The following is a 25,446-nucleotide window of genomic DNA, read 5'->3' on the forward strand; positions in this document are numbered from 1 at the left end:
GGACTCTCTCATTCTACCAAGAGGTTATTTTTTTGTTCAAACCCCATTTTCCTTCATTACAGGAATGCTGCCCCATTAGCATAAGTAAATCTTTTCATAAACTCTGATATATATTTCTAATATTACTTTAACATATATTCCCAACAACCTTCGTGATTGCAACATAATGCACTCACTAAAATTTTCGCACAATAATCATTACATACTATGATTTGATATGTGAATTGGGAAAAAGTGAATGACTTAAACTCGCAAATATATTGGTATATCAATAAAAACGCACTGTGAATGATATTGTGAATTCATGTGGGTTTTCCTATGTGTTATATCATGTTTGCACTCCTGGACTAAACCCGTTATCACATTTGGAGGGCGTTATTTTTTTTGCCCAAAAGCAAAATTTGTGCATGCCCGAATTAAAATACTTTATTTGCCTTATGGTTGGCTGTATACTTAACACAAATTATCTGTGTTAAACGTCTGCATATTTTCAGTCTGGCAAAGATCAGGGGGCTTATCATGCAAGAGGCAATTATCGGCAGCATTCTTTCTGCCATGGCAACAGGGGCCGGAGCGATTCCGATCCTTTTTTTCAAAAGCGTCACACACAAGTGGCGGGATGTGCTATTGGCCTATACGGCAGGCATCATGATGGCGGCGTCCACCTTCAGTTTGATACCGCAGGCGCTTGAATCCTCCAATATGATTGTTCTGACCATCGGTCTCCTCCTGGGGACGTTTGTGCTGAACTTTCTGGAAAAGCATACACCGCATATCGATCTGGAGCATACCAAGCTGAATATGAAACTGGAGCAAAAGGCCGTGCTGATTGTCGCAGCCATTACACTCCACAATCTGCCCGAGGGCCTGTCGGTCGGTGTCAGCTATGCATCTGACGGCGGTGAGCTTGGTCCGCTGATCGCATTTGCCATCGGCCTGCAGAATGCGCCGGAAGGATTTCTGGTCGCTCTTTTTCTCGTCAATCAGAATATTTCCAGATGGAAGGCTTTGGCCGTTGCCACACTGACCGGGATGGTAGAGATCGTGACAGCCATTATCGGATACTTCCTTTCCCGCAATATTGAGGGACTTGTTCCTTATGGGCTGAGCTTTGCAGCCGGCGCGATGCTGTTCATCATCTACAAGGAATTAATACCGGAAAGCCATGGGGATGGAAACGAACGGTTCTCGACCTATTCCTTCATCCTTGGCCTTGTGACCATGCTCGTCATGATCAACAGCTTCGGCAGCTAGAATTATTTCCAGATATTTCTGCGGTTTAAATGTTTTAACCTTGTACACCCGGGTATATGTATAATGCAAAGCCAATAACAAACAGAAGGGACTGGTAAACGATGAAAAGGTTAACAGCGACTTCACCGTTAGACATTGGCGATGCAAAAGGCACGGATTTTGCAAGGAGGACAAAAGGCACTACAGTATATAACCGATATACTTAGAACCGATTTCCCCCATGTACTTTGAAGTGCTGAGAAAAAAGGCAGGCTGGATGGCCTGCCTTTTTTATTTTTGTAAAAAAACAACCAGAAAAGCTGGCCTCCCTCCCGGAATGCCAGCTTTTTTTATGATATTTTATTATTTTTTTTCTGCCAGCCAAGCTGCAACATTGTCAGCCTTCTCGCCTTCAATCAGGTTAGCCGGCATTCCGCCGCCGCCTTCTTCAATCTTAGTGCGGATTTCTTCTTCACTTAAATCACTTCCAACATTCTCCAGGGCAGGACCAGCTCCGCCGCTGAGATCACCGCCATGGCAGGATGCGCAGCTCTGCTGGAAGGTTTCCTCTGCAGCTGCCGTATCTACCTCACCGCCGCCTCCATTGCTTTCGCCGCCGCTGCTTTCTTCCCCGCCGCCGCAGGCTGCCAAGCTGAGTACAAGACCGGAAACAACCATCGCTCTTTTTAACATTCTATCTCCCTCTTTCTTTCTGCTGATTACATATAACAGTTCCACTTTGACTTTTAAGCTAAACCTGAATTTTTAAGGTGACATCCTTGGCTTAAAAACCCGCGGCACTTCTTTCTCCAAAAATGTAATTGTTATCCCAGTTATTTAGGACTAAAGTATCAATTCAAAAAAGAATCCTGCATTCTATGTTTAGTAGAAAAACAAGAGTGGAAGCTTGATAGAGTATTTTCTTTCCTATTTAATATATTTTTTTCAAGAAGGAGGAACAATTATGGCTGACCAATCGACTGGTTCAAAAATGTCGAGACGTAAATTCATACGCAATTCCAGCTATGTTGCAGGTGGATTGGTTGGTGGCGGGCTGCTCGGGGGACTGATCGGATCCAGGATGAACGGTTCTGAACAGGCGTCCAGCTCCAACTCTGAAGGACACAGCTCGTCCAATTCACATCAGCAGGCACCGCTTTATTTTACAAACCCGCAGAAATTCGAAGTGCTGCAGCAGGCAGTCGAGCGCATTTATCCACAGGACGAAACCGGTCCTGGCGCAATCGAACTCGGGGTGCCCTTTTTCATCGACCATCAGCTGGCAGGTGCGTGGGGCAATAATGCACGGGAGTATATGCAGGGCCCATTTTTCCCAGGCTCCAATTTCCAGGGCTATCAATCGCCTCTTAAGAGGAATGAAATGTTTGATACCGGGATTGACCGGATTGAATCCTACAGCCAGGAGAAGTTCACGAAGGGCTTCGCCGATCTGGAAGGAGATCAGCAGGATGAGATTCTGAAAGATTTTGAGGCTGATAAAGTTAAAATACGCGGCGTGTCTTCCAAGACCTTTTTCAATCAGCTCAGGGCCGCAACGATAGAAGGAGTCTATGCGGATCCGGCTTACAGCGGAAACATCGGCATGGAAGGCTGGAAGATGAAGGACTTCCCGGGGCATCAGATGAGCTACATAGACAAAATCGAATCAGACGAATTTATGGAAATCGAACCAAAAGCACTTCATTCTTATACAAACTAGATAGAAATCGGGGGATATCATGGCAAAAACTTTACCAAAGACAGATGTAGTGGTAGTCGGAGTAGGATGGGCAGGCGGCATCATTTCCGCCGAGCTCGCTAAACAGGGCATGAAGGTTGTCGGGCTTGAACGCGGTAAGGAAAGGGGCGTCAAGGACTATTATGTTGTCCACGATGAGCTGCGCTACGCGATCCGCTACGAATTGATGCAGGATTTATCAAAAGAAACACTCACTTTCCGAAACACTGCAAAGGAACGGGCTTTGCCGATGCGCCAGCTTGGATCGTTCCTGCTTGGGGAGGGGCTTGGCGGTTCAGGTGTGCACTGGAATGGCCATACCTTCCGTTTCCTGCCTTATGATTTTGAAATCAAGTCACAAACGGTGGCAAAGTACGGCGAAAACAAAATAAAGGGCCTCCAGGTACAGGACTGGGGCATCACCTATGATGAACTTGAACCATATTACGATACTTTTGAAAAAACAGCCGGCATCGGCGGCGAGGAAAATCCGTTCGGCGGCAAAAGGTCCAATCCCTATCCAAACCCGCCAATGAAGGAAACGCCTCTCACCAAGCGCTTCAAGGATGCGGCTAAGAACCTGGGAATGAAGCCTTACCACATGCCTTCTGCCAACATGAGCCAGGCTTATGAGAACCAATATGGCGCCAAAATGGCAGCCTGCCAGTACTGTGCTTTCTGCGAGCGCTTCGGCTGTGAATATGGCGCAAAAGCGGATCCAACAGTTTCAGTCATCCCTTATGCAAAGGATACTGGAAACTTCGAGCTCCGCACCTATTCCAATGTAACCGAGGTCCTTCATGACGGAACGAAGGCAACCGGAGTCAGATATGTCGATGTGCTGACAAAGGAAGAATTCATCCAGCCAGCAGACATCGTCGTTCTGACAAGCTATGTCATGAATAATGCACGCCTGCTGCTGTCTTCAAACCTTGGCAGGCCTTATAATCCGGAAACCGGACAGGGCGTTATCGGGAAAAATTACTGCTATCAGATCCTGCCAGGCTCAACCGGATTCTTTGATGAAGAGCAGTTCAATACATTCATGGGAGCAGGCGCACTCGGTGCCTCTGTCGATGATTATAACGGAGACAATTTCGACCATTCTGAAGTCGACTTTATCCATGGGGGCTCCATTTCACTGAACCAATCAGGAAAGCGCCCGATCCAGACAAATCCGGTGCCGCAGGATACGCCAAGATGGGGTAAAGAATTCAAGCAGCAGTCTGTTAAATATTATACACGCCACCTGAATATCGGGACCCAGGGTGCATCTATGCCGACACAGTACAATTATCTTGATCTTGATCCATCCTACAAAGATGCATTCGGGCTTCCGCTATTGAGGCTGACGTATGACTTTACCCAGCAGGACAAGAATTTGTATAACTATATCGGCAAGATCACCGACAATATCATGAAGGAAATGGGCGCAAACCTGGTCAATGACCGCAGCCCGCTTGAGCATTATGATATCGTCCCTTACCAGACCACACATAACACGGGCGGTGTCATCATGGGGGCTGAACCGGAAACGTCAGCAGTGAACAATTATCTGCAGATGTGGGATGCAGAGAACGTCTTTGTAGTCGGAGCATCCGCATTTGCCCATAATGGCGGCTACAATCCTACCGGGACTGTCGGCGCATTTGCCTACCGTGCCGCAGAAGGTATCATCAAATACAGCAAACAAGGCGGAGCCCTTGTATAAATGAAAAGGAGTGAAAAGAAATGGGATTCACTAATATCGGCATTCCCGGCTTAATCATCATTCTCGTCATCACCCTGATCATCTTTGGTCCGAAAAAACTGCCTGAAATCGGCTCAGCCTTCGGGAAGACTTTATCCGAGTTCAAGAAATCTGCCAACAGCCTGATGAATGATGACGATGAAGAAGACAAAGCAAAAAAAGCAGATCTGTCCAAGGATAAGAACCAGCAGATCTAACAGCAGGGAGGGATTACAATGAAAACCGATGAGCAAACTCTTGTTGAACATATAACCGATCTCAGGAAAGCAATCATCCGGTCACTGATCTTTTTCCTAGCCTGCTTTATCTTGTCGTTCGTGTTCATTAACAAGCTGCTCCCCCTCCTTTCCCAGGAATATAAGCTGGTCATGCTGGGGCCGCTGGATGTGGTGAGGCTGTACACCGGGATTGCCGGCTGCATCAGCCTCGGCCTCTCCCTCCCTTTCATCGCTTACCAGCTGTGGATCTTTGTGAAGCCGGCATTGACTGAGAAAGAAAGCAAAACCACCGTCATGTACCTTCCGGCCATCTTTTTAAGCTTCGCCGGAGGCATTGCATTCGGGTTTTACATCATCTTCCCGACTGTCTACCGGTTTCTGATCAATTTGGGCAATCATCATTTTGATATGATGATCACAGCGAGGGAATATTTTTCATTCATGATGATGTCCACCATTCCATTCGGCTTCCTGTTCGAGGTGCCGCTGATGCTGATGTTCCTGACCACCATCAATATCGTCACACCAAAGCAGTTAAGCTCGATGCGCAAGTATGCCTATCTCGTACTTGCAGTCGTTTCTGCCTTGATCACACCGCCTGATCTGTTTTCGCAGATGATCGTCCTCATTCCGCTGATCGGATTATATGAAGTCGGCATCCTGCTGTCAAAGCTGTCATTCCGCAAAATCCTCAGGCAGGAAGCAGCACTGCAGGCAACAGAGGTTTAAAGCCTGCTAGTTTAAAAGACGAATGGGCGAGGTATTGAAGAATCATAGACTTCATCACACGGAGGGATCAGGAATGTCAGAACAAAACCATATGGTAAATGAGAATGGCGAACTGAACGAGAATAATATTGAGGATACTGTCAGCAGGATTTCAGAAGACAAGGCAGCGGATATCTTAAGCAGCTTTGACGAGTTCCGAGGCTACCTGGCGGAGCGGATCGAGCTTGGCAAGAAGATCGGTTTAAATGAAGAGCAGCTTGCCGCTACAGCAAAAAAGATCGCAGAATATCTTGCTCAAAATGTCGACCCGCAAAACCGCGAAGAAAAACTGCTGAAGGAATTATGGAAAGCCGGAAATGAGGAAGAAAAAGAGAAACTGTCACATCTGCTTTTGAAATTTGCGGATGGGGCTGCTTGATAGACCAGGAAATTGTTAGGACTGCTTAATAGATTAGGATAATATTTTGGATGGGGCTGTTGATTTCCGTTCCAGGCACTTCGCTTTCCGCGGGGCGGAGTTGAGCCTCCTCGGAGCAAGCTCCTGTGGGGTCTCAACTCTTCCGCTATCTCCCGCAGGAGTCTACGTGCCTTGCACTGCAATCAACAGGTTCTTTGAACTTTTTTGGGCAAATTTGTACTCCAAAAGATCCATTAAATTTATATATCAACAAAAGGAGATACGGAAGATTTTCCGTGCCTCCTTTTTAATTTGCGCCTGCCGGATAGATAATTGGGCGCCCTCGTCCCTTCACAAGGCCTCATCTTTCATACGTAAAAAAAGAGACAGTCTAAACTGCCCCTTTCTTCCCTTAATTAGGTTCCACATGAACATGGACATCATAAACCCCGTGATCCTTCATCAGCACTTTTTCCACATGTGTGGCGATATCATGCGCTTCCCTGATATCCAGGGTCGAATTGACCAGGATGACTACATCCAATACTTCATTATTGCCGTAATTCCTTCCCTTGATTGCTTTAATGCCCTTTACGCCGGACACCTTCAGGATTTCGTCGCTGTATTTGAGGAGCAAATTTTCATCAAATCCGTCGGACAGGTCATGTGAGGCCTGTATGAATATATCCCAGGCAGTCTTGCAGATCAGCAGCCCGACAATGATGGCTGTTACGGTATCAAGCCAAGGCATCTTCAATTGCGAACCAAAAATCCCGATGGCCGTACCGATACTCACCCAGGCATCGGATAAATTATCCTTCGCCGCAGCCATGACCGCTTTGCTTTTTATTTTATCAGCCAGCCGCTTATTATACCGGTAGACAAAATACATGGCTAGCGCTGAAAAGATGCCTGTATAGGCCGCGATGATATCAGGCGGCGTTTCCTTCCCCCCATCAAAAATGGAAGCTGCTCCTTCTATTAACACCTGCAGTCCGACAGCAGCCATGATGAACGAAGCAACCATGGAGGCGATCGTCTCGCTCTTCCAATGGCCATAGCCATGATTCTGGTCAGGCGGCCGCTGCGATATCTTCAGTCCGATCAATACGGCGATAGATGCGATAATATCCGTTGTATTATTTAAACCGTCTGCCTTCAGGGCAGCCGAGTCACTTATATATCCTACTGCGAGCTTAAGGACCGAAAGGCATATGTAAGCGATGATGCTTATGATGGCCCCGCGCTCCCCAAGCTTCAGATCCTTATACTTTTGTTCTTCCATCCCGGACCTCCTTTTTAGCACTTGACTATAATAGCAGGCAGGAATCGGGTGGGTCTAGAGCAATCTTATTGTGTCCCCTTAACTAATTAAGAAGCAAGCAAGTAAGTTGGCTGGAGGAAAATTAACTGCGTGCAGAAAAAAAGCCGCCCAGTATACTGGGAGCTCCAGAAAACACACAAAGCCTTGCAGCCGCCTTGTGTGAGGTTAGTGTCTCTATCCTAACATCATCTTTACAAAAACATCTCGGAATTTTTAGAGCAGCAGCTCCAATTCTCCTTTATTTCCAGTGAAGCCAGCTTTTCTGTAGAGCGGCTCGCCGTCCTGGGAAGCATGGAGCCAAACCCTCTTGACTCCCCTGGCCCTGCATTCATCCAAACATTCCTGCAAAAGCCTCTTCCCAATGCCAAGTCCGCGGAATTCCGGCAGTGTATACATGTTCAGAATATAAGCTTCCACTCCTTTGATGTTCCCCGGATAAGGAGGCCTACGGAAAATAGCAATCCCGCTGGAGGCTGCCATTTTTCCTTCTCTCTCCGCGAGATAAGAGATAAATTCCCCGTTAGCTAAAGCTACTTGAAGATAATCCCTTGTTGCCTCGGAGAGTATGTCTTCCTCTTTAGGCGATGCCAGCTCACCCAGCTCTTTTAAGAGAAGAATCCTTAAATTTAAGATACTCTCAATATGCTCAGTTGAAGCCTTTATGATAACTTCCAATTCAACCCCTCCGCTTAACCAGCTTCCTAAATTTATCTTAATTAAAAGACTCTGCCATCTTGATCATCTGGGTTCGGCTGACTTCGCCAGGCGTCAATAATGGTATATATGTAATTTGATAGTGGATGCCTTCATCCTCCCAGTACAGAATCCTTTTATCGCCATCATCTGGAATAAATAAGCCTTCCAGGTCTCCGATTCGGACCTCTTCCTGCTTTAACCCTTCCTGGTACTCAAATTCTTCTTTTTTAATGACCAGCTCCACGGTGTTTTTGTTTTTATTCATAAAAGTCATTTCCACCTGGCCAACACCGTCTGAATAGGTTTCCCATACTTTCATGTCAGGGAAAGGCATTCTTTCCGGCAGCTTGATTGCCATCGGCAGCTTTTCCCTTTTTAGCTGCTTGGTTTCCTGTGTGTAGTCATATTCATGCATATTTCCCCTTGCATACGTCCAGCCGCCGCCCGCTGCTGCCAATAAAAGAACAACAAGAACTAAAATTCCCCGTTTATTCAAGCTCCTATTCTCTCCTTCAATATAGACTTTTCCTATATTCTACCATTTTCTTTCTTCCTTTTGCTCTAATCTTGGCAAAAAAAAGAAGCAGCTCTTCCAGCTGCTCCTTCGTGTGCCAATCATCCCCTGTCCCGCTGCCAGGGAAGGTCTGCACCATATTTATTTGCCCGCGCTTCGCTGTCTTTCCGGCGTTTTTTGCGGATTTCGAGGCGCTCCTTGGCTGATTCATGAAGACTTTTCTCTTCTTCTGTTTCCGGGACAACCTGCGGCACTGCAGTCGGCTTGCCCTGATCATCTATTGCGACAAAAGTCAGGAATGAGACGGCGCAGACATTCCTCTCTCCTGTGATCAGGTCCTCGGCAATGACCTTGACGAAGATTTCCATTGAAGATCTTCCTGTATAAGTGACGAAAGATTCCAGACAGACGGAATTGCTTTCATAGATCGGATGGAGGAAATCGACAGAGTCAGTAGAAGCTGTCAGCACATTCATCCTGGCATGGCGCATAGCCGAGATGGCTGCAACATCATCAATATAGGCCATCAGCCTGCCGCCAAATAAAGTTCCATAATTATTTGTATCCGGCGGGAGCACAATGCTCGTTTTTACGACAAAAGACTCCCGGCAAAATTTTTTATTTTCCATGATAGTACCCCTTTGCAAAAATAAACTTATGTATCCATCTTATCAGATTCCCTCTTTAGCGGCCCGGGAATCCTTTTCTTGTGTGAAGTTTTAATAAAAACTGGCTGCTTTTTATTAATATGGTTGAAAATTCCTTTTTGAATGCATATAATTTAATTAACCACTGTTCAATAAAATATATTCAGCAAAGGTGATCATCATGTCTCCAAGAAAATCTGCCCAGTCTGAGCTGACAAAAGAAGCAATCCTGGACGCCGCAAGAGAACTATTTGTATCACAAGGCTACAGCTCCGCCTCTATGAGGAAGGTGGCCCAGGCCCTGAACTGCAGCCATGGCGCCCTTTATTATCATTTTAAAAATAAAGCTGAGCTTTTCTACGGCATAGCGGAGCAGGGGTTTGAAAAATTAAATGCTCTGCTGAAGGAAATCATGGGCCGCACAGGGTTGTCGAATGAAGAAAAGCTGTTTGAGATCCTTCTCGGCTATATCCGTTTCGGATTGACCCATCAAAAGCATTATGAAGTGATGTTTCTGATCCGTGATGAAGAACTGGACTGCTATATGCAGGAAGCTCCTTATGAAAGCTACCGGCACTTTGCCGAAGCGGTTGCCGCCCTTCTTTCAAAGCCGCCTGCTGCCCAGCAAATCTGGTCCGCTTTTATCAGCCTGCACGGATTTGTCACCCACTTCAGCCGCTCAGAGGCTGAGTTTGAGGAAACACAAGGCCTTGCCCGCACACATGTGCGCTTTATCATTGGCGGATTAGAGGCTGCAGCTAAATCATAAAAAGAAATGGAATCCATTTCTTTTTTTAAAACGAACAATTGAACACTGGTCAATAAATGAAAGGGAGAGAATCATTATGAAAACTGCATTAGTATTAGGCGCTGCCGGCGGAATGGGCTATTCCCTCACGGAAGCGCTGCTTAATAAGGGCTTTCATGTCATTGCTGCTTCAAGATCGCTCGAAAATCTGGAAAAACTGCGCAGAATTCCGGGGATACCGCCTGATATCATCGCATGCGATGCCATGGACAGGGCTCAGGTAAAGAAGGCCGTTTCCCAGGCAGACCTTATTTTTCACAGCATCAATATCCCTTATCAGGAATGGGGCAACCTATCTACCATCATGACCAACATCCTCGAAGAATGCCGCATCCAGAACAAGCCTTTCATCTACACAGATAATATCTATGCTTACGGCAGGCAAGCATCCCCTGTCAATGAAAGTGCGGTTAAGAACCCGCATACGAAAAAAGGCAGAATCCGCCTGGAGCTGCTTGAACAGATCCGGAAGTCAGGCACCCGCTACATCATCGCCCATTTCCCTGATTTCTATGGACCTGACACAAGTAACACCCTGCTTGACTATACGTTTAGGCAGGCCATGGCCAAGAACAAGGCAGGCTTTCTCGGCAAAACTGATCTGGAACGGGAATTCATTTTTATTAAAGATGCCGCCGAAGCACTGGCAGAGCTTGCGCTGCATGAGGAGGCATACGGTGAGGACTGGAATATTCCCGGATCCGGCACCATCACCGGCAAGGAGATTGAAGCAGTCCTGGCCGGGTACTTCGGAAGGCCAATCAAGCTGTGGCCCATCTCACGCTGGATGATCCAGTCCATTGGCCTCTTTGATCCCTTCATGAGGGAATACGCCGAAATGATGTATCTGAACGAAACGCCCGTTATTCTGGATGGCTCCAAATATGAACGCCTGATTGCTCCTATTCCAAGGACTCCTTATAGCGAGGGGATAACCGCGGCACTGCGGCAGCTCGAGTCCCAGCCCGCTGCACGATAATAATGAGATGGCTGCTCTTGGCTGGCAGGTTTTTGGTTTTGCAGGGTGAACTGAGAACTTCTCATGATAGATCATGAGATTTAGAGGGTTCAGGTGTGGATTTGAAGCTCTCTACTTTAGAAAATGTGGCTTCAGAGGGTTCTAGTCCAGCGAACTGAGACCCCCTATTCTCGAAAATGTGATTCAGAAGGTTCTAGTCGAGCGAACTAAGACCCCCTATCCTCGAAAATGTGATTCAGGGGGTTCTAGTCGAGCGGACTAAGACCCTCTATTCTCCAAAATGTGATTCAGAGGGTTCTAGTCAACCGAACTAAGACCCTCTATCCTCCAAAATGTGATTCAGAAGGTTCTAGTCGAGCGGACTAAGACCCTCTATTCTCCAAAATGTGGCTTCAGAGGGTTCTAGTCCAGCGAACTAAGACCCTCTATCCTCCAAAATGTGATTCAGGGGGTTCTAGTCGACCGGACTAACACCCTCTATTCTTAAAAAAGAGATTCAGAGGGTTCTAGTCCAGCGAACTAAGACCCTCTATCCTCCAAAATGTGATTCAGAGGGTTCTAGGCGAGCCAACTATGACCGTCTATCCTCAAAAAAGAGATTCAGAGGGTTTTAGTCGGGCCAACTAAAGACCCCCTATCCTCCAAAAAGACATTCAGAGCCCCCAACGACTTCATCAAAGACCCTCCATTTCCCAAAAGAAATCACGTCCATAAAAAAAATCCCTCCAGGCAGACATTTTCCTACTGTCTGCCTGAAAGGGATCACACCAAAGGCATATCTTATTTAAAAAACGAATTCTTTTTCCTGCCTTTAAGGATATCGCCCATCCAGCCTTTGCTGCGCAGAATCAGATAGATGCCGATGGTGGAGACAATCATAAGGACGATGGCGAATAAATAACCCCATTTCCACTCCAGCTCCGGCATCAGCTTAAAGTTCATTCCCCAGATTGCCCCGAGAGCGGTTATCGGGGTAAAGAGGGTGGTAAGCACGGTGAGTGTCTTCATGATTTCATTTCCCCTGTGGGCGGAAACGACTTCCTCAATGTGGACAAGCGTCGCGATTTCCTGCTGGTATTCCCTGATCAGCATCAGGGCCCGGTCCGTCCTCTTGGCGGTCCGCTTAAATTGCCTTCCTTCGAGCGCAAAGTCCCCAAATGCCTCTTCAGCCGCCATTTTCAGCTCCTCGAAAGGCACCGTGAGGTTTTTCCAGACAAGAAGCTCATGGCGGGATTCATAGATTTCCTCAAAAGTACTGAGGCTGTTTCTTTGTTTAACCTTCCAGAGAAGATCGTTCAGTTTTTTCTCATAACCATCTATCTTCGTTAAATTGGAGTCCAGTATCTGCCCCAAAAAGACAAAAAAACCTTCAATAGCGTTATCCGCATCGTCCATCTGCTTCAGGAGCAAATCCTCACGGACAGATTCAATCGCATCAAATTTAAAATTAACGGTAATTAAGAAATCACGAGTTAGAAAGAAATGAAAAAAATTGTAATCCTTCTGGTCCTCCAGCGTCTGCTGGTAGATCAGGGAGCCGCGGATATGCTCCCTGCCAGGGATCAGTGTATCCATTTGGAGGCAGTTCGTATCATTATCGCTCGACGAGTCCCTCCACTCCTTGATCGCTTTTTCAAAATGTACCTCATTCAAACTCAATGATTCATCTATTGTATGAAAATTATGCCAAGCCCATTTATTATCATTCAATTTATACTTCATATTATCCCCCGCCTTTCTTTTCCTGTTTCCCTGCTCAAAGGCTTCCTTAAACCAATTTAGCAAGGAAGCAGATAAAGGTTTTGCCAGTTTCTCCAAATACTGATGCTGCGGGCCGGGTTTGAGCAGGGTTCAAAAGGGTACATATAAAGCAAGTCAAATTTAAATCATTTTTTAAGGAGGAGCTTTTAACCATGAATACTCGTCCATTGAATTCGTATATCCTTGCCGGAGTCGGCATCAGCAGTATCCTCTTGCTGGCTTTGAAGAGCAGAAAGAGAATCCAGACATTTACAGTGAATGTTACAAACAAAGTACTACCTTCGAAAGCGAAGAACCACCGGGTGGTACCTGTTGAAAAAGGCGGGCATCCAGATCCATATGATGTCCAGGATAATAAAATGGTGGATGAAGGATCCATGTACGCTGTAAATTACTACAACGAGAAAGAGCAGGCCTGAAGCGATTTTTATCCTTCAGGCTTATTTTTGTCCAGAGGAAATTAGGGGGATATTATGGCCTATCTGTTTATTTTTATTTATATTTTAATCATTCTGGCGGTCATTGAGATCAGTGCCCTGCTCTTTATTTATACAGGGCTTGATAAGCAGATCGCCCGCTTTCAGGTTATATCCATGATGACCGGGACCGGGTTCACGACCGGGGAATCTGAGCTGATCCTCGAGCATCCATTGAGGAGAAAGATCAGTGCCTTCCTGATATTATTCGGGGCGTTCTCCCTTGCCGTCATTATATCAACCATAAGCAGCATTCTGTCAGACGACTTCCTTACAAAGGAAGTCGGTTATATTGCCGCCGCACTTTTCTTGATTATCCTTATATTAAAAATGCCGTCTGTCAAAAACAAATTCATTGACTGGCTGAAACACGATGTGGAAGAGCATTACGACTTTACTGATCTGCCCATTAAAGATGTCCTTTTGACAAATGAAGAGGATTATATTTTAAAATATCCGGTACTGGAGGATTCTCCGTTCGCCGGCAAAAAACTGAGTGAGATCATAGATCCCGAGAAGGATGATGTGGTTGTCCTGTATGTCAGCAGAGGCGAAATTACGATCCGGAAGGAATGCCTGTCCACTGAAATACAGGAGGGTGATGATATAGTCGTTTACGGGGATGAAAAAACCATCAAAAAAACCTTCGGGGACGATTCAGAAGGAAAAGAGGTCAAAAAAGAGGGCTGACATCTACTCGCTGCCCAGCCTGGCTTTAAGCCTTTCTTTCCCTCTTTTCATTCTTGTTTTGACAGTGGACATCGGCGCATCCACTTCAGCGCTGATTTCCATCAATGTCCGGTTATGATAGTAGAATAGCAGAAGCGGATCCCGGTACATATCCGGCAGTGAGCTTATCGTTTCCACCATTTCCTCACGTTCGGATTTATGGAGGAATTCCTCCTCGGGCTCCGGGCTTTTTTCTGCTTCCATGGGATATTTATAAGCTTCTTCTTCCCAGAATCTCTTTTCCTTTTTCTCTTTTCTCCAGAAGTCTCTGCACTTATTGATGGCAATCCTGTACAGCCAGCTCCTGAATTTAGCTTCTTCCTTGAAGGCCGGAAAAGCGAGGAAGGCAGATATCAGAACCTCCTGATAAAGGTCTTCTGTCTGCTCTTTATGGCGAATCAGCGAATAAATATATTTATAGATAAATAGTCCGTTTTCCTTGATCAGCTGGTCAAAACGGCTGTGGCCGTTTGTGTTTTCATGATATTGGGGCAGCATGCTTTCTTCTCCTTTCCCCATTTGCGTTTTCATTTAATAAACGCATAAAAGGAATGCCTCCCCTACAGTTTTGAAAAAAAAATTATGTCATTGACTCATGCCTGTACTTTTCCCTCAAGCGGGAGATTCCCTCCTTGCATACTCCATAGGGAAGCCATGAGCAGCCTTCACATAAATAATCCAGGTCGTCCGGATGGACCTTTGCAGCTGTCAGGCTGAGCAGCAGATGCTTATCATACTCCCTGTTTTCCTCTATGCCAAGATGCTCGATCACCTTTGCATCCATGGACAGCACATGGGCGTTAGACCCCTCGCTTGCCTCGCAAATCACCTTTCCCTTATGCGGGCAAGCCTGACAGGCGTGGTCGAAATCAGCCACTGCCTTTATTCGGAATTGCTTGCGGTCATTGCGGATATCCTCCACAATTTCTGCCATATTTTCAACGAATCCCTGACTGTAGCCCATCCCGCGGAAACCGTGGACACATAATAAATGGTGGCCTCTGAGCGTTCGATCCATAAGCTTCTCTCCCTTCCATCTATCAATTCTCCATTGTGCTGGAAAATCCTTTTAGAGAATCCCCGTCCTGTCAGCCTTAAGGGTCCAGAAGGTGATGCCGATTCTTTTGCAGATGGTCAGGTAATGCATGAATGTCAGCAGCATAATCCCTGTATTCATGCCGATGATAATGCCGTCCATCCCAAGCCTCCCGCCGAGGAAATACATGATCGAAAACGAAACGAGCGTGGACCAGACGGTATGGACAAAAGCATCCTTCATCAGACCGAGTCCGATCAGGTAAGCCTGCATGGGAATGACAAAATAATGGAGCAGGAAATAAGGGCACAGCAGCATCAGATATACAGCGGCATCCGAGGAATGGAAAAATGTTTCTGTCAGCGGCTCCGCAAAGAAATAGATGGCAGCAGCTGCAGGAATGCCATAGATGGCCGTAATCTGCATCACCTGCTTCAGCAGCCCGATGAGCACACCCGTTTCGCTGCGTGCCTGGGCCTTGGACACTGCCGGAATCAGCATGATCAAAAAGGAATGGGCAATAAAAGCAGGAAAAAAGCCGATGGCCATGGCGATTCCCGTCAGCATCCCAAATTGCCCGAGTGCCATCTCCTGGCTGAGGCCGGCCTGCACAAGTGCAGCTTTTATTAAAAAAGGCTGTATGGCATGTGTAATAGAATGGAATACACGCAAAGCAGTCGTCGGGATGGACACAGCCATCAGATTCTTCCTAACCGCCGCCCCCTTCAGGCTTTCCGAAGGACGTCCCTTCAGCTGATGATACTGAATAAAAAACACATGAAGCAGATACAGGAAAATGACGATTTCACTGCCGATGAACGTACAGATGGCGACCAGCATCGCTGTTTCTGTATTAAAGTCAAAGAGCTGATACAGAAAAACAAGCAGCAGCAGCTGGACCAGCTTCCGCAGCAGGCTGGTGTAGGCAATTTTCCCCATCTCGTTCTTCCCCATAAAAAATCCGCGGGCAATCGATGAAAAAGAAATGATCGGGATCAGGAGGATGACCAGCCATCTGAGCAGCGGAGAGAAGTGCTGGAAAACCGGGACAAAAGGCAGAATGGCGATCGCGGCAAGAAATAGCACCGAGGAAAAAACGATGGTCAGCCTGATGGCATGCCCCAGCATGCTCCGATGATATTTTTCTTCTTTTTCCGCGACGAATTTAGAAACGGAAATAGGCAGCTCAAAACTGGCAAGCAGCATTACAAGGAATATCGTTGGAAGAATCGACATATACATCCCAAGCCCCTGTTCGCCCAATTCCCGTGCCAGCACCATATTGACCAGAAATTCTATGCACTCCCCCAAAAAAGAGGCAATTACCAACACGAGTGTTCCCTTTAAAAACGAATTCATTGTTCAGATTCTCCTTGTCTCTCGATCTTTGGCAGGCAGCCATACTTTTAAAAGATATGAGACAAGTCTATGAATTATTATCCTCATGCAGGATTACGCTGGTGATTCCGCTTTTTAACAGGAAGGAGCCTGCCTTCCCGTTCGCATCAGTTATATCCTCCCATTTTCCGCATAAGATGAAATGACGAGTTTTATCCTGAAGGAGGTTAAAGGCTTGAACTATCAGAATGAAGTGCATTTTACCCCCATGAAAGCCTATAGTCCCTACCACAGCCCTTATGATCCCTGCCCGCCTTTGAAAATCAAATACTACAGTACACCGCCTCAATTATATATGCATTTTCAGCCGCCGAATCTTGAGCAATTCCCGCCCCACGAAGCCCTGATGAGGGGAACGCTCTGGAAGCCTCTCTATGATTATTATGATAATCCTTATAAGAAAGGAATCCATGGCCATGGCTAAACAGATGGGCAGTGACTATTACCAGCTGATGCATGAGATTCAGGCTGCCGATTTCGTGCTTGTGGAGCTGACATTATACCTCGATACTCATCCCGGCGACAGGCAGGCTCTGCAGCAGTTCCAGCAGTTCTCCGACTATTCACGAAAACTGAAGAAGCGATACGAAAAAGAATTCGGGCCGCTCCTGCAATTCGGGGTCAGCAACAACCCCGGCGACACCTGGAAATGGAGCCAGGGACCCTGGCCCTGGCAAGTATAAGGAGGATCCTTCATGTGGGTTTATGAGAAAAAACTGCAATATCCAGTGAAAGTAAGCACATGCAATCCGACATTGGCGAAGTACTTAATCGAGCAGTACGGCGGAGCAGACGGCGAGCTGGCGGCTGCCCTCCGCTACTTGAATCAGCGCTATACCATCCCGGAAAAAGTGATCGGACTCCTCACAGACATCGGAACAGAGGAATTCGCCCATCTTGAGATGATCGCTACTATGATTTACAAGCTGACCAAGGACGCCACCCCTGAACAGCTGAAGGAAGCGGGTCTTGGCGAGCATTATGTTAATCACGACAGTGCACTGTTTTATCATAATGCCGCCGGTGTCCCATGGACCGCCTCCTACATACAGGCGAAAGGGGACCCGATTGCCGACCTGTACGAGGATATCGCGGCAGAGGAAAAAGCGCGGGCAACCTATCAATGGCTGATCGACATTTCTGACGACCCTGATCTGAATGACAGCCTCCGCTTCCTGAGGGAAAGGGAAATCGTCCACAGCATGCGCTTCCGTGAAGCGGTGGAGATCCTGAAGGATGAGCGTGATAAAAAGAAGATATTCTAATAGATCCAAAATGAAGAAGCCGGATCCTCATCCGGCTTCTGTCTGTTATGAAAGGCATTCTTCCAGCTTCCTATACAATTCTTCTCTTCTTTGTTCCAGCTCTTCTTTCTCCCTGAACATATTTTGCAGGGCAGACAAATCCTTTTCAGCCTCCAGTCTGCCGTCCAGTGCAGAGATTTCCGCTTCTATCAGCATAATGTCTTTTTCGGTCTGCTCAGGATTCTCACTGCTCACCTTTTGGACTGCACGATGCACTGCCGGCTTCTTTTTCGCAAGCTTTTCTTTTGTAAAGGACGCCTGCTTTTTTTCTGCCTTCTTCCCCTTAGCCCAATCATAGCTGCCAGCAAAGGTAAGCAGCTGCCGGTTTTCAATCCAGCTGATCCTGGTGAACAGCTTATTCAGGAAATAGCGGTCATGCGAGACTGCGAGAATGGTCCCTTTATAGTCCTGCAGCGCCTCCTCCAGCACCTCCCGGGATTCAATGTCGAGATGGTTTGTCGGCTCATCCAGAATCAGAAAGTTGATATCCTGGTACATCAGCTGGGCGAGCCGCAGGCGCATTTTTTCACCGCCGCTCAATTTGGACACCCTGCGGAAGACCGCATGGCCGTAGAACAGGAAGCCTGCCAGGATATTACGCGCCTCCCCTTCTGCCACAGAAACCTCATTCCGGAATGCTTCAAGGACGGTTTCATCTTCCGAGCCAGGCTGGATATGCTGCGAAAGATAGCCTATTTTCACATTGCTCCCAATCCGCACCTCGCCTGCATCTGCCGGCACCTCGCCGAGGATCATTTTCAAGAGTGTCGACTTGCCGCTGCCGTTGCTGCCGACAATCGCTGTCCTTTCCTGAAACTGGATATGGAGATAGGCATCTTCAAAAAGCGTCTGACTGCCAAAATGCTTGGAAGCCCCTTTCACCACCACTACATCCTTGCCGCTCCGCTGGGCAGAATCAAGTTCCATATTCATTTTCTTCCGGTTCAGGATGGGACGGTCGAGCTTTTCCATCCGTTCAAGCGCTCTTTCCATGCTTCTCGCCCTTTTGTGCAGCCCCTCATTCGGCGGGTTGGCCTGATTGGCCCATTCACGCAGGCGTTTGATGGCTTCCTTCATTTTCTTGATTTTCTTCTGCTGCTCTTCGTACTGCTGGAATTCCCTCAAAAGCCTTTCTTCTTTTTCTTTTACAAATCCGCTGTAGCCGGTCTGATAAGAAGTGAGCTCCCCATCTTCAAGGTCAAAAATCCTATTGGCGATTTCATCCAGGAAATAGCGGTCGTGGGATACAACAATCACCGTTCCATCGTATTCTTTTAAAAATACCCCCAGCCACTCTACCGCATCGATATCCAGATGATTAGTCGGCTCATCGAGCAGGAGGAAATCAGGATTTTGGAGAAGGGTGAAGCCGAGGGATACTTTTGTTTTTTCCCCGCCGCTCAAGGACGAAAAGCTTTTGCTCAGCAAATCTTCAATCTTCAGGCCAGATGCCACCCTGGCCAGACTTGCCTCCATTTCATAGCCGCCGCCGTGGGCAAATTGCTCCTGAAGCACGCCATACTCTGCGATATACCGCTCCAGCCTGCTAGCATCTTTTTCCTCGGCCATTGCCTGCTCGCACTCTTTCATCTTCCTCTCAACCACTGTCAGTTCCTTGAATGCCTGAAGGAGTACATCCCTGCCTGAAAAATGCTCAGGATATTCAGGGATCTGCGAGAGATAGCCAATCCTCGTGCCTTTTTTCCAATGGACCTGGCCTTTATCAGGTGTTTCGATGCCGGCCAGCAGCTTGAATAAAGTTGTCTTGCCGCTGCCATTCCTACCTACAAGGCCGACGCGGTCCCCTTCATGAATCTCAAAAGCCACTTCCTCAAAGATTGTTGTGCCTGCGTACATTTTTGCTATATCATTTCCGCTGCATGCGATCATTTTTCATTTCCTCCAAATTTCAGTTATTTTTTTGCATAATAAAAAGCCATGGGAAAAATTCACCCATGGCCCTGCTTTTATGACAGACCCGTCCTGATAGCAGGACAAAGCCAAAAAAAGGGGAGCATCCATAAGAAGCTCCCCTTTTGCCCGTTCATAAATAAGCGGATCAGAGATGTTTCTCACCGTTTTGTTTTCCATATGAAGCTGCTGAAAATGGACAGACTTGTCCCGTTAACAGCAGCTTCATGAAAAATTGCACGGCAGATCGACAGGTATGACATCCAGTCTCCGCGCAGCAAAACAGCGTTATTCATCTCTTCTCCACCTCCCTTTGATATAGTTAGCTATATTTTACCGTTGTCAGAATCATTTTGCAAGCCTGATTATTAGGGGTATACATTCCCTTGTGCAGCAGTAGCTGACCGGCCACACCCGGCTGGAGCATGATATTGAGGGCTTTTTCATTCTTTTGCATAGATCAGCGCTCTCCCCAGTGGTTATCTTCTCCCTCTGTGAGGAATAAGGTAAATAGGCAGCTGGTGCCTGCCACCATGCTCAATTTATAGAGAGAGGAGAAATATTGATGCTTCGTGCCATCCTGCATGTTATTTTCTTTTTACTTGTTGTGGGCGTTAATATACTGGCAAATGCGCTTCCTTTGAATGGGCAGACCACCGGGGAAATCTCGGATCGGCTCGATGTGCTGTTGACCCCTGCCGGCTATGTATTTTCAATATGGGGACTTATTTATATACTGCTGGGGATCTGGGTACTGAGGGAATTTCCAAAGGACCGGCGGAACCTTCCGCTTTACGAGAATACCAGCTTGTTCTTTATCCTCAGCTGCCTGCTGAACAGCGCGTGGATTTTTGCCTGGCATTATGAATTCTTCCTTGTATCAGTCCTGCTGCTGATCGGACTTCTGCTAAATTTGATCTTTCTTTATATCCGTCTGCAGGCTGCCAGCCCATCCTTCTTCGACAGGCTGCCCTTCTCCGTTTATCTCGGCTGGGTCAGCGTCGCAGTGATTGCGAATATCAGCTATTATCTCGAGTATATCGGCTGGGGCGGCTTCGGCCTGCCGGATGCCGCCTGGACGATCATCATGCTCTCCGTGGCTTCAGCCCTAGCCATCATATTCCGGATCAAAAACAGCGACCGCATATACCCGCTCGTCTTTGTCTGGGCCTTCATCGGCATCGCCGTCAGAAACTGGGGTGATCATGCTGCTGTATCTTATATAGCGCTGGGATTGGCAGCGGTTATCTTGGTTTTTGCAGTCATTCCTTTTAAGAGGGATTGATGAAAACTCCTGCCCGGTGGTGGGCAGGAGTTTTGTTTGGCTTTCATATGGGGCCGCTGATTTCCGTTCCAGGCACTTCGCTTTCCGCGGGGCGGCGCTGAGCCTCCTCGTCGTACCTCCTGCGGGGTCTCAGCTCTGCCGCTGCAATCCCGCAGGAGTCTGCGTGCCTTCCACTGCAATCAGCGGGCTTTCATTACCTTTTTCAGCATTAAAACCTAGCCAGGCAGAACAAACCTCCAATTAGTTCGCCAGCGAATGCTTAAACGCATATATCACAGCCTGTGTCCGGTCCTGGACCTGAAGCTTGCTGAGGATATTGCTGACATGCGTCTTCACTGTCTTTAAGGCAATAAAAAGCTCATCCGCAATTTCCTGGTTCGTCTTCCCTTCTGTCATCAGCAGCAGGATTTCCATTTCCCTGCTCGTGAGCTCTTCATGGGGAAGCACAGTCTGCTTCTGCCGCATCTTCACCATCATTTTTCCTGTGACCTCAGGCTCAAGCACCGATTGGCCATGGAAAGTTGCTCGGACCGCATCGGCAATCTCGCTTGCCTTCGAGGTTTTCAGCATATAGCTGGATGCGCCTGCTTCAAGTGCCGGATAGACCTTTTCATCATCCAGGAAGCTTGTCACGATAATCACCTTTGCTTCCGGCCATGCTTCAATGATTCCCCGTGTTGCCTCGATCCCGTCCATTTCCTTCATCACCAGGTCCATCAGGATAATATCCGGCCGGAGCTCAAGGGCCAGATCAATCGCCGTCCGGCCGTTATCCGCTTCCCCGATCACCTCGATATCCGGCTGGGCGGAAAGATAGGAAGATACACCGATCCTAACCATTTCATGATCATCCACAAATAATACTTTAATCATTCTCTTCACCCTCACTCTTCATCATTGGCACCTTCACTTCAAGGCGCGTTCCTTTATTCTTGAGGCTGATGATTTTCAGGGAGCCGCCGATCTCCACTGCACGCTCATACATATTCTGCATGCCATATGAGCCTGCCTTTGTTTCCTCGACGTCAAATCCGATCCCGTCATCGGCAATCCGCATGATGATCAGCCCGTCCCGCTGGATCAGCAGCACTTCAAGCTGGGTCGACTTGGCATGGCGCAGCGTATTGGAGACAGATTCCTGGAGGATCCGGAACAGATGGTCCTCGACTCCTTTATCCATCAAAAACTCTTCAACCTTCCACTGGATTTTCATGGTGACTTTCTGGGAGAGCTCAAGCAGCAGCTCTTCTATGCCCTCCTGCAGTGTTTTTCCCTTCAGGGCGGCCGGACGCAAGTGGAGGAGCAGGGCGCGCATCTCAAGCTGGGATTGATGGATCATCGCTTCGACCATCTTCAGCTGCTTGGTTTCCCTGTCTTCCTGGATCCGTGTTTCATTGATGGCAGACATCAGCATGGAGGCCGCGAACAGCTGCTGGCTCACAGAGTCATGAAGCTCGCGCGCCAGCCGGTTGCGCTCCTGGGAAATGATTTCCTGGATCCGGCTTTCCAGATCCTCTGCCTTTTCTGTCGCAAGCTTCTGCGAAATCTTTGCCTGCTCCGAAATCTGCCGCTGGATTTTGCCTACCCTCATCCATAGGGGCTGAAGCTCTGAAGGGGTGTTATCATCATGAAGGCTGATGGCCCTGCCTTCCTCCAGCTGGTAAAGCCAGTCGTCAACCGTCTGGAGCTGTTTTTTCCTGTAGATGCCGGATACAAGCCCAGAGAGAATGCCGATTGCCGCACAGATGCTTGCTGCAAACAGGAGAAAGGGAATATCCATGATCTCCCGTTCCCAAAGCCCGCTCCAATCGGCCAGCGGAAAGACGGTAAAATAGGAAACGCCAAGAAAGATGGACACAAGGAGAGCAACCGACAGTCCTAACGCAATCTGCCGCTGGATTGTCTTCATACACGCTTCACCTCGATATCCCCAACAAGGAGCGAAGTAAAGATCTTAATCTTCTGCTCTGCTTCTTCATAGCCTGGTGTTTTGAACTGCAGTGTCTGATTGAACATCTGCGGCTCTCGTTTATCAAAAATACCGGCAGATCCGGCAATCACAGAATGATACACATTCACTTCGAGATCATACGGAACAAGGATCTGTATATTACCGATAAAATTGCGGATGAATATGACCGTCTCCCCTTTTGGGAGCACCGTATAGCTCAAATCGATGATCGTATCGCCGATGCCGGCCTGGATATTGATGTCGCTCCATTCATATACATGCTCAGGCGTTTTCTGCCGCCCGAACAGAATGTTTTCAAAAAGCGGGCGCCCTTTGATGATCTCTTCACTCGGCTTTGAATCAAAAGGATCTGCTTCCTTGATGACCGGCCTGATGCGGTCGGCGTCCCGTTTGGACTGCGCATATTGGATGACAAAATGGATCAGGATGGCCAGCAGGAAAAATTTGAAGGTCATCATATTGAAGACACTGATGACAAAGAAGGCAAGTCCTGCCCAGAAGAGGATTTTTCCGGAGCTGTGGGGAAGGCGTTTCCTTCCGAAATACACCATTCCAATCGAAACCAGAAGGGAGAAAATCAGCCCGTGATTAAAAAAAGATACCTCCAGAAAAAGGACAAGGGCACCAAGCAATAGAATCCAGCTGATATATTCGCTTTTGATTTTTTTAAGCATTGATCATTTCCTCCCTTCATGATGACTGGCGCATGATGTACGCGGTTCTCTATTGTAAGCTGTTTCAGCATAATGGCGAAAAAAGGCGCAGGAACTCTACGCCTCTTTAGAATACCAGTTTGTTTTATGAAATAGAATGAGTTTCTTTCTTTTTCATATCTTTTTCAAGCTGGGCGATTTTTGAATCGATTGTGCTCTGATAGTAGGCATCGTTCACCTTCTGCTCAAGCCGGTCAAGATATGACTCGATATTTTCAAACCTGGATTCAGCTTTGCCTGATTGGGAGCTGCTGTCAATCACCTGGTCCATCTTGCGGTTGGCCCTGGTCACATTTTCCCTTCCCATGAGCTCAAGGCGGCGGATATGCATATCCTTCAGCTTATGCTTCATCTCTTCATATTTTCTTTCCAGCTCAACCAGCTGCTGGGAAGCCTGCTCGAGGGCCTGCTTCAGCCTTACAGCCCGCTCTTCATATTGAAGCTGTTCCTGGACTGCAAATTGGGATAATTCTGTCTCCCCTGCCTCTGAAGCAACTTCTGCCTGGCGCTTGCGCTTTTCAGCCAATTCAGCCGCTCCCTTATATTCTTTTGCAAATTCCTCTTTCAGAGAATACTGGCGCTCAAGGAGCTTGCGGACTTTCTCTGTTTCCTGCTCGCATTGGCGCAGGTACTGGTTAAGAAGTGATACCGGATTCTTCTGCTCTTTCTGGTCCATTGCCTCGTGCAGATCTGCCATGATGGTATTTTTCAGTCTGGTAAATAAGTTTGCCATAATAATCTCCCTTTCGTTTTCAGATTAATATTGATTGATTTTTGACCATTCTTTTTCAAAGTTAGTGAATGGGTCCTGGTCTTCTTTGACAAAGGTTTTCTTGTCATTCCACTTTTTATAGATCACATAAAGGATGTAAGCAGCGGCAATTCCGAGGATGGCCGGAATATTGGAGGCAGCTGCCGTAAGGGCGAACACCCCGACAATGCCCCAGCCGATTTTTGCCCCTGTTGAATCAGCCTTCAGGAACTGCTTGAATACGAAGTATAGAATCAGCAATGAGATGGCCAGGCCGATCATCGGCCCCAAATTGGATAGAAGCACCAGCCCTGCGATTCCCCCTGCTAAAAGTAAGCCAAATTTTTTCATGTACGTTTCCTCCTTTCATGTTTCCATCTTACCTTTCCAGCCAAAATCCTATAACGAGCCTGAGCTTTATTTTCATATAGGACCTGGGGCTTAGGAGCTGGTCAGACTTTGCGGAAGGCGTAAATATTGGAAGGGGAAAACCTGTTATTGTGCTGGCAGGAAGGGTAGATAAAGGAGGAATTACAATTGAGACAATCAGGAGGACACCAATGTGTTTGGCTTCGATGATTTTGTAAAGTTTATGCAGGCATTTTTTATTGTTCTTCCTATCGTGACACTCATCCATGTGGCCGGACATGTTTTTTTCGCCGGAATCTTTGGAGGGAAGAGCCTTAAAGTCATTATCGGCTGTGGTAAAAGTTTATTTTCTTTTAAATACCTTGAGGTAAAGCGCTTCTACTTCTGGTATAGCGGCTGCGAGTTCCAAAGCCTGAAGTACGAAAATAAAATCAGCCTCTCTTTTATATATCTTGGCGGCACACTCTTCAACATGATCAGTATCTTTCTAATCAATTACCTGATCGGCTCCGGCGTACTTGAGGCTTCTTTGCTTTGGTACCAATTTATCTATTTCTCTTTTTATTTTGTGTTCTTCGCTCTATTCCCGATGGATTTCCCTGACGGCAATCCAAGTGACGGCAAAGCCTTTTACCGGATTATCAGAGACAAGAAGGTTGATTCTACTGATGATTGCCAATGGAAGGTTGAATAGATAAAGCCCCGGAT

The 25,446-nt window shown here is 47.2% G+C and carries 32 protein-coding genes; 15 read left to right on the plus strand and 17 right to left on the minus strand.

Going from position 1 to position 25,446, the window contains the following annotated elements; genetic code table 11:
- The first annotated feature begins 519 nt into the window (after window positions 1-519).
- Entirely contained in the window at window positions 520-1,254 is a 735-nt protein-coding gene (locus CYJ37_RS21485) for a ZIP family metal transporter (protein ID WP_094768163.1), read from the plus strand.
- Between the two features lie 342 nt (window positions 1,255-1,596).
- On the opposite strand, the gene cccB is transcribed toward CYJ37_RS21485, so the two are convergent.
- The gene (gene cccB, locus CYJ37_RS21490) at window positions 1,597-1,926 is read right to left on the minus strand and encodes a cytochrome c551 (RefSeq protein ID WP_022543358.1); all 330 of its coding nucleotides are present in this window, start codon (window positions 1,924-1,926) and stop codon (window positions 1,597-1,599) included.
- 271 nt (window positions 1,927-2,197) lie between these two features.
- Between cccB and CYJ37_RS21495 the strand changes: the two genes are divergently transcribed.
- The 5 genes from CYJ37_RS21495 to CYJ37_RS21515 all read left to right on the plus strand — a co-directional run bounded on the left by CYJ37_RS21495 (window position 2,198) and on the right by CYJ37_RS21515 (window position 6,086).
- Window positions 2,198-2,953 carry a gluconate 2-dehydrogenase subunit 3 family protein gene (locus CYJ37_RS21495; RefSeq protein ID WP_101551766.1) on the plus strand — a complete coding sequence of 252 codons (756 nt, stop codon included), beginning with the start codon at window positions 2,198-2,200 and terminating at the stop codon, window positions 2,951-2,953.
- Window positions 2,954-2,972: 19 nt separating this feature from the next.
- Window positions 2,973-4,682, plus strand: a complete 1,710-nt coding sequence (locus CYJ37_RS21500; protein WP_009792200.1) for a GMC family oxidoreductase — start codon at window positions 2,973-2,975, stop codon at window positions 4,680-4,682.
- Window positions 4,683-4,702: 20 nt separating this feature from the next.
- The gene (tatA, locus tag CYJ37_RS21505) at window positions 4,703-4,918 is read left to right on the plus strand and encodes a twin-arginine translocase TatA/TatE family subunit (RefSeq protein ID WP_101551768.1); all 216 of its coding nucleotides are present in this window, start codon (window positions 4,703-4,705) and stop codon (window positions 4,916-4,918) included.
- A gap of 18 nt (window positions 4,919-4,936) precedes the next feature.
- The gene (gene tatC / locus CYJ37_RS21510; RefSeq protein WP_009792202.1) at window positions 4,937-5,668 is read left to right on the plus strand and encodes a twin-arginine translocase subunit TatC; all 732 of its coding nucleotides are present in this window, start codon (window positions 4,937-4,939) and stop codon (window positions 5,666-5,668) included.
- Window positions 5,669-5,741: 73 nt separating this feature from the next.
- On the plus strand, window positions 5,742-6,086 hold the full coding sequence (locus CYJ37_RS21515; protein WP_101551771.1) for a DUF3243 domain-containing protein: 345 nt from the start codon (window positions 5,742-5,744) through the stop codon (window positions 6,084-6,086).
- 391 nt (window positions 6,087-6,477) lie between these two features.
- Here CYJ37_RS21515 and CYJ37_RS21520 read toward each other — a convergent pair whose 3' ends face one another.
- The 4 genes from CYJ37_RS21520 to CYJ37_RS21535 form a co-directional block, all read right to left on the minus strand.
- Entirely contained in the window at window positions 6,478-7,350 is an 873-nt protein-coding gene (locus tag CYJ37_RS21520; protein WP_094768158.1) for a cation diffusion facilitator family transporter, read from the minus strand.
- A gap of 252 nt (window positions 7,351-7,602) precedes the next feature.
- Entirely contained in the window at window positions 7,603-8,064 is a 462-nt protein-coding gene (locus tag CYJ37_RS21525) for a GNAT family N-acetyltransferase (RefSeq protein ID WP_101551773.1), read from the minus strand.
- 37 nt (window positions 8,065-8,101) lie between these two features.
- Window positions 8,102-8,581, minus strand: a complete 480-nt coding sequence (locus CYJ37_RS21530; RefSeq protein ID WP_101551775.1) for a DUF4367 domain-containing protein — start codon at window positions 8,579-8,581, stop codon at window positions 8,102-8,104.
- A 119-nt stretch (window positions 8,582-8,700) separates the two neighbouring features.
- A complete protein-coding gene (locus CYJ37_RS21535; RefSeq protein ID WP_009792208.1) occupies window positions 8,701-9,228 on the minus strand; it encodes an acyl-CoA thioesterase in 528 nt (175 codons plus the stop codon).
- A 199-nt stretch (window positions 9,229-9,427) separates the two neighbouring features.
- Between CYJ37_RS21535 and CYJ37_RS21540 the strand changes: the two genes are divergently transcribed.
- The gene (locus CYJ37_RS21540) at window positions 9,428-10,015 is read left to right on the plus strand and encodes a TetR/AcrR family transcriptional regulator (protein ID WP_101551777.1); all 588 of its coding nucleotides are present in this window, start codon (window positions 9,428-9,430) and stop codon (window positions 10,013-10,015) included.
- A 76-nt stretch (window positions 10,016-10,091) separates the two neighbouring features.
- The gene (locus CYJ37_RS21545) at window positions 10,092-11,033 is read left to right on the plus strand and encodes an SDR family NAD(P)-dependent oxidoreductase (RefSeq protein WP_180827410.1); all 942 of its coding nucleotides are present in this window, start codon (window positions 10,092-10,094) and stop codon (window positions 11,031-11,033) included.
- 780 nt (window positions 11,034-11,813) lie between these two features.
- On the opposite strand, the gene CYJ37_RS21550 is transcribed toward CYJ37_RS21545, so the two are convergent.
- Entirely contained in the window at window positions 11,814-12,755 is a 942-nt protein-coding gene (locus CYJ37_RS21550; protein ID WP_257964281.1) for a magnesium transporter CorA family protein, read from the minus strand.
- Between the two features lie 191 nt (window positions 12,756-12,946).
- Here CYJ37_RS21550 and CYJ37_RS21555 point away from each other — a divergent pair, with 191 nt between their 5' ends.
- Together CYJ37_RS21555 and CYJ37_RS21560 are read left to right on the plus strand one after the other, a co-directional pair.
- Entirely contained in the window at window positions 12,947-13,213 is a 267-nt protein-coding gene (locus tag CYJ37_RS21555; RefSeq protein ID WP_022543355.1) for a hypothetical protein, read from the plus strand.
- 54 nt (window positions 13,214-13,267) lie between these two features.
- Complete coding sequence (locus CYJ37_RS21560; protein WP_101551783.1) at window positions 13,268-13,960, plus strand: TrkA C-terminal domain-containing protein; 693 nt, start codon at window positions 13,268-13,270, stop codon at window positions 13,958-13,960.
- A 3-nt stretch (window positions 13,961-13,963) separates the two neighbouring features.
- Here the strand turns inward: CYJ37_RS21560 and CYJ37_RS21565 are convergent, their stop codons facing one another.
- The 3 genes from CYJ37_RS21565 to CYJ37_RS21575 all read right to left on the minus strand — a co-directional run bounded on the left by CYJ37_RS21565 (window position 13,964) and on the right by CYJ37_RS21575 (window position 16,394).
- Window positions 13,964-14,497 carry an RNA polymerase sigma factor gene (locus CYJ37_RS21565; protein WP_224950953.1) on the minus strand — a complete coding sequence of 178 codons (534 nt, stop codon included), beginning with the start codon at window positions 14,495-14,497 and terminating at the stop codon, window positions 13,964-13,966.
- A gap of 82 nt (window positions 14,498-14,579) precedes the next feature.
- A complete protein-coding gene (locus tag CYJ37_RS21570) occupies window positions 14,580-15,017 on the minus strand; it encodes a DUF1284 domain-containing protein (RefSeq protein ID WP_101551784.1) in 438 nt (145 codons plus the stop codon).
- 51 nt (window positions 15,018-15,068) lie between these two features.
- Complete coding sequence (locus CYJ37_RS21575; protein WP_101551786.1) at window positions 15,069-16,394, minus strand: polysaccharide biosynthesis protein; 1,326 nt, start codon at window positions 16,392-16,394, stop codon at window positions 15,069-15,071.
- 247 nt (window positions 16,395-16,641) lie between these two features.
- Between CYJ37_RS21575 and CYJ37_RS21580 the strand changes: the two genes are divergently transcribed.
- From CYJ37_RS21580 to cotJC, 3 genes are read left to right on the plus strand one after another with little or no spacing between them, the layout of a single operon-like run.
- The gene (locus tag CYJ37_RS21580) at window positions 16,642-16,857 is read left to right on the plus strand and encodes a spore coat associated protein CotJA (RefSeq protein ID WP_035401830.1); all 216 of its coding nucleotides are present in this window, start codon (window positions 16,642-16,644) and stop codon (window positions 16,855-16,857) included.
- Complete coding sequence (locus tag CYJ37_RS21585) at window positions 16,850-17,116, plus strand: spore coat protein CotJB (protein WP_022543351.1); 267 nt, start codon at window positions 16,850-16,852, stop codon at window positions 17,114-17,116. The genes CYJ37_RS21580 and CYJ37_RS21585 overlap by 8 nt, the downstream gene beginning before the upstream one ends.
- A gap of 12 nt (window positions 17,117-17,128) precedes the next feature.
- Window positions 17,129-17,698, plus strand: coding sequence for a spore coat protein CotJC (gene cotJC, locus CYJ37_RS21590; protein WP_009792220.1), 570 nt, complete (start codon window positions 17,129-17,131; stop codon window positions 17,696-17,698).
- A 45-nt stretch (window positions 17,699-17,743) separates the two neighbouring features.
- On the opposite strand, the gene abc-f is transcribed toward cotJC, so the two are convergent.
- The 3 genes from abc-f to CYJ37_RS27840 form a co-directional block, all read right to left on the minus strand.
- Entirely contained in the window at window positions 17,744-19,627 is a 1,884-nt protein-coding gene (abc-f, locus tag CYJ37_RS21595; protein ID WP_009792221.1) for a ribosomal protection-like ABC-F family protein, read from the minus strand.
- 182 nt (window positions 19,628-19,809) lie between these two features.
- Window positions 19,810-19,944, minus strand: a complete 135-nt coding sequence (locus tag CYJ37_RS27835) for an RAxF-45 family protein (RefSeq protein ID WP_009792223.1) — start codon at window positions 19,942-19,944, stop codon at window positions 19,810-19,812.
- A gap of 26 nt (window positions 19,945-19,970) precedes the next feature.
- The gene (locus tag CYJ37_RS27840; RefSeq protein ID WP_009792224.1) at window positions 19,971-20,105 is read right to left on the minus strand and encodes a hypothetical protein; all 135 of its coding nucleotides are present in this window, start codon (window positions 20,103-20,105) and stop codon (window positions 19,971-19,973) included.
- Window positions 20,106-20,213: 108 nt separating this feature from the next.
- Here CYJ37_RS27840 and CYJ37_RS21605 point away from each other — a divergent pair, with 108 nt between their 5' ends.
- Complete coding sequence (locus CYJ37_RS21605) at window positions 20,214-20,933, plus strand: hypothetical protein (RefSeq protein WP_101551789.1); 720 nt, start codon at window positions 20,214-20,216, stop codon at window positions 20,931-20,933.
- A gap of 240 nt (window positions 20,934-21,173) precedes the next feature.
- Here the strand turns inward: CYJ37_RS21605 and CYJ37_RS21610 are convergent, their stop codons facing one another.
- From CYJ37_RS21610 to CYJ37_RS21630, 5 genes are all read right to left on the minus strand, one after another.
- Window positions 21,174-21,806 carry a response regulator transcription factor gene (locus CYJ37_RS21610; RefSeq protein ID WP_009792227.1) on the minus strand — a complete coding sequence of 211 codons (633 nt, stop codon included), beginning with the start codon at window positions 21,804-21,806 and terminating at the stop codon, window positions 21,174-21,176.
- Window positions 21,799-22,842: a sensor histidine kinase gene (locus tag CYJ37_RS21615; RefSeq protein WP_101551791.1), complete on the minus strand. Its 1,044-nt coding sequence runs from the start codon at window positions 22,840-22,842 to the stop codon at window positions 21,799-21,801. Before CYJ37_RS21615 ends, CYJ37_RS21610 begins: the two co-directional genes overlap by 8 nt.
- Window positions 22,839-23,579 (minus strand): cell wall-active antibiotics response protein LiaF, encoded by a 741-nt coding sequence (liaF, locus tag CYJ37_RS21620; RefSeq protein WP_009792229.1) that lies wholly within the window; start codon window positions 23,577-23,579, stop codon window positions 22,839-22,841. The genes CYJ37_RS21615 and liaF overlap by 4 nt, the downstream gene beginning before the upstream one ends.
- 124 nt (window positions 23,580-23,703) lie before the next feature.
- Complete coding sequence (locus CYJ37_RS21625; RefSeq protein WP_009792230.1) at window positions 23,704-24,351, minus strand: PspA/IM30 family protein; 648 nt, start codon at window positions 24,349-24,351, stop codon at window positions 23,704-23,706.
- Window positions 24,352-24,375: 24 nt separating this feature from the next.
- Window positions 24,376-24,720, minus strand: a complete 345-nt coding sequence (locus tag CYJ37_RS21630; RefSeq protein ID WP_009792231.1) for a lmo0954 family membrane protein — start codon at window positions 24,718-24,720, stop codon at window positions 24,376-24,378.
- Between the two features lie 211 nt (window positions 24,721-24,931).
- Between CYJ37_RS21630 and CYJ37_RS21635 the strand changes: the two genes are divergently transcribed.
- Window positions 24,932-25,432, plus strand: a complete 501-nt coding sequence (locus tag CYJ37_RS21635) for a hypothetical protein (RefSeq protein ID WP_101551793.1) — start codon at window positions 24,932-24,934, stop codon at window positions 25,430-25,432.
- Window positions 25,433-25,446 lie beyond the last annotated feature (14 nt).

Source organism: Bacillus sp. UMB0728 (genome assembly GCF_002858875.1).
GTDB classification, from domain to species: Bacteria; Bacillota; Bacilli; order Bacillales; family Cytobacillaceae; genus Bacillus_AB; species Bacillus_AB infantis.

Excerpts from the sequence above, each read along its gene's own strand:
- CYJ37_RS21485 (WP_094768163.1), top strand. The coding sequence starts at position 520 with ATGCAAGAGGCAATTATCGGCAGCATTCTTTCTGCCATGGCAACAGGG.
- CYJ37_RS21545 (WP_180827410.1), top strand. The coding sequence starts at position 10,092 with ATGAAAACTGCATTAGTATTAGGCGCTGCCGGCGGAATGGGCTATTCC.
- abc-f (WP_009792221.1), bottom strand. The coding sequence starts at position 19,627 with ATGATCGCATGCAGCGGAAATGATATAGCAAAAATGTACGCAGGCACA.
- CYJ37_RS21610 (WP_009792227.1), bottom strand. The coding sequence starts at position 21,806 with ATGATTAAAGTATTATTTGTGGATGATCATGAAATGGTTAGGATCGGT.
- cccB (WP_022543358.1), bottom strand. The coding sequence starts at position 1,926 with ATGTTAAAAAGAGCGATGGTTGTTTCCGGTCTTGTACTCAGCTTGGCA.
- CYJ37_RS27835 (WP_009792223.1), bottom strand. The coding sequence starts at position 19,944 with ATGAATAACGCTGTTTTGCTGCGCGGAGACTGGATGTCATACCTGTCG.
- CYJ37_RS21515 (WP_101551771.1), top strand. The coding sequence starts at position 5,742 with ATGTCAGAACAAAACCATATGGTAAATGAGAATGGCGAACTGAACGAG.
- CYJ37_RS21575 (WP_101551786.1), bottom strand. The coding sequence starts at position 16,394 with ATGAATTCGTTTTTAAAGGGAACACTCGTGTTGGTAATTGCCTCTTTT.
- CYJ37_RS21580 (WP_035401830.1), top strand. The coding sequence starts at position 16,642 with ATGAAAGCCTATAGTCCCTACCACAGCCCTTATGATCCCTGCCCGCCT.
- CYJ37_RS21570 (WP_101551784.1), bottom strand. The coding sequence starts at position 15,017 with ATGGATCGAACGCTCAGAGGCCACCATTTATTATGTGTCCACGGTTTC.
- CYJ37_RS21615 (WP_101551791.1), bottom strand. The coding sequence starts at position 22,842 with ATGAAGACAATCCAGCGGCAGATTGCGTTAGGACTGTCGGTTGCTCTC.
- CYJ37_RS21605 (WP_101551789.1), top strand. The coding sequence starts at position 20,214 with ATGCTTCGTGCCATCCTGCATGTTATTTTCTTTTTACTTGTTGTGGGC.
- CYJ37_RS21625 (WP_009792230.1), bottom strand. The coding sequence starts at position 24,351 with ATGGCAAACTTATTTACCAGACTGAAAAATACCATCATGGCAGATCTG.
- CYJ37_RS21500 (WP_009792200.1), top strand. The coding sequence starts at position 2,973 with ATGGCAAAAACTTTACCAAAGACAGATGTAGTGGTAGTCGGAGTAGGA.
- CYJ37_RS21540 (WP_101551777.1), top strand. The coding sequence starts at position 9,428 with ATGTCTCCAAGAAAATCTGCCCAGTCTGAGCTGACAAAAGAAGCAATC.
- CYJ37_RS21555 (WP_022543355.1), top strand. The coding sequence starts at position 12,947 with ATGAATACTCGTCCATTGAATTCGTATATCCTTGCCGGAGTCGGCATC.
- CYJ37_RS21565 (WP_224950953.1), bottom strand. The coding sequence starts at position 14,497 with ATGCTGCCCCAATATCATGAAAACACAAACGGCCACAGCCGTTTTGAC.
- CYJ37_RS21630 (WP_009792231.1), bottom strand. The coding sequence starts at position 24,720 with ATGAAAAAATTTGGCTTACTTTTAGCAGGGGGAATCGCAGGGCTGGTG.
- CYJ37_RS21560 (WP_101551783.1), top strand. The coding sequence starts at position 13,268 with ATGGCCTATCTGTTTATTTTTATTTATATTTTAATCATTCTGGCGGTC.
- CYJ37_RS21550 (WP_257964281.1), bottom strand. The coding sequence starts at position 12,755 with ATGAAGTATAAATTGAATGATAATAAATGGGCTTGGCATAATTTTCAT.
- tatA (WP_101551768.1), top strand. The coding sequence starts at position 4,703 with ATGGGATTCACTAATATCGGCATTCCCGGCTTAATCATCATTCTCGTC.
- CYJ37_RS21520 (WP_094768158.1), bottom strand. The coding sequence starts at position 7,350 with ATGGAAGAACAAAAGTATAAGGATCTGAAGCTTGGGGAGCGCGGGGCC.
- liaF (WP_009792229.1), bottom strand. The coding sequence starts at position 23,579 with ATGCTTAAAAAAATCAAAAGCGAATATATCAGCTGGATTCTATTGCTT.
- CYJ37_RS21495 (WP_101551766.1), top strand. The coding sequence starts at position 2,198 with ATGGCTGACCAATCGACTGGTTCAAAAATGTCGAGACGTAAATTCATA.
- cotJC (WP_009792220.1), top strand. The coding sequence starts at position 17,129 with ATGTGGGTTTATGAGAAAAAACTGCAATATCCAGTGAAAGTAAGCACA.
- CYJ37_RS27840 (WP_009792224.1), bottom strand. The coding sequence starts at position 20,105 with ATGCAAAAGAATGAAAAAGCCCTCAATATCATGCTCCAGCCGGGTGTG.
- tatC (WP_009792202.1), top strand. The coding sequence starts at position 4,937 with ATGAAAACCGATGAGCAAACTCTTGTTGAACATATAACCGATCTCAGG.
- CYJ37_RS21535 (WP_009792208.1), bottom strand. The coding sequence starts at position 9,228 with ATGGAAAATAAAAAATTTTGCCGGGAGTCTTTTGTCGTAAAAACGAGC.
- CYJ37_RS21585 (WP_022543351.1), top strand. The coding sequence starts at position 16,850 with ATGGCTAAACAGATGGGCAGTGACTATTACCAGCTGATGCATGAGATT.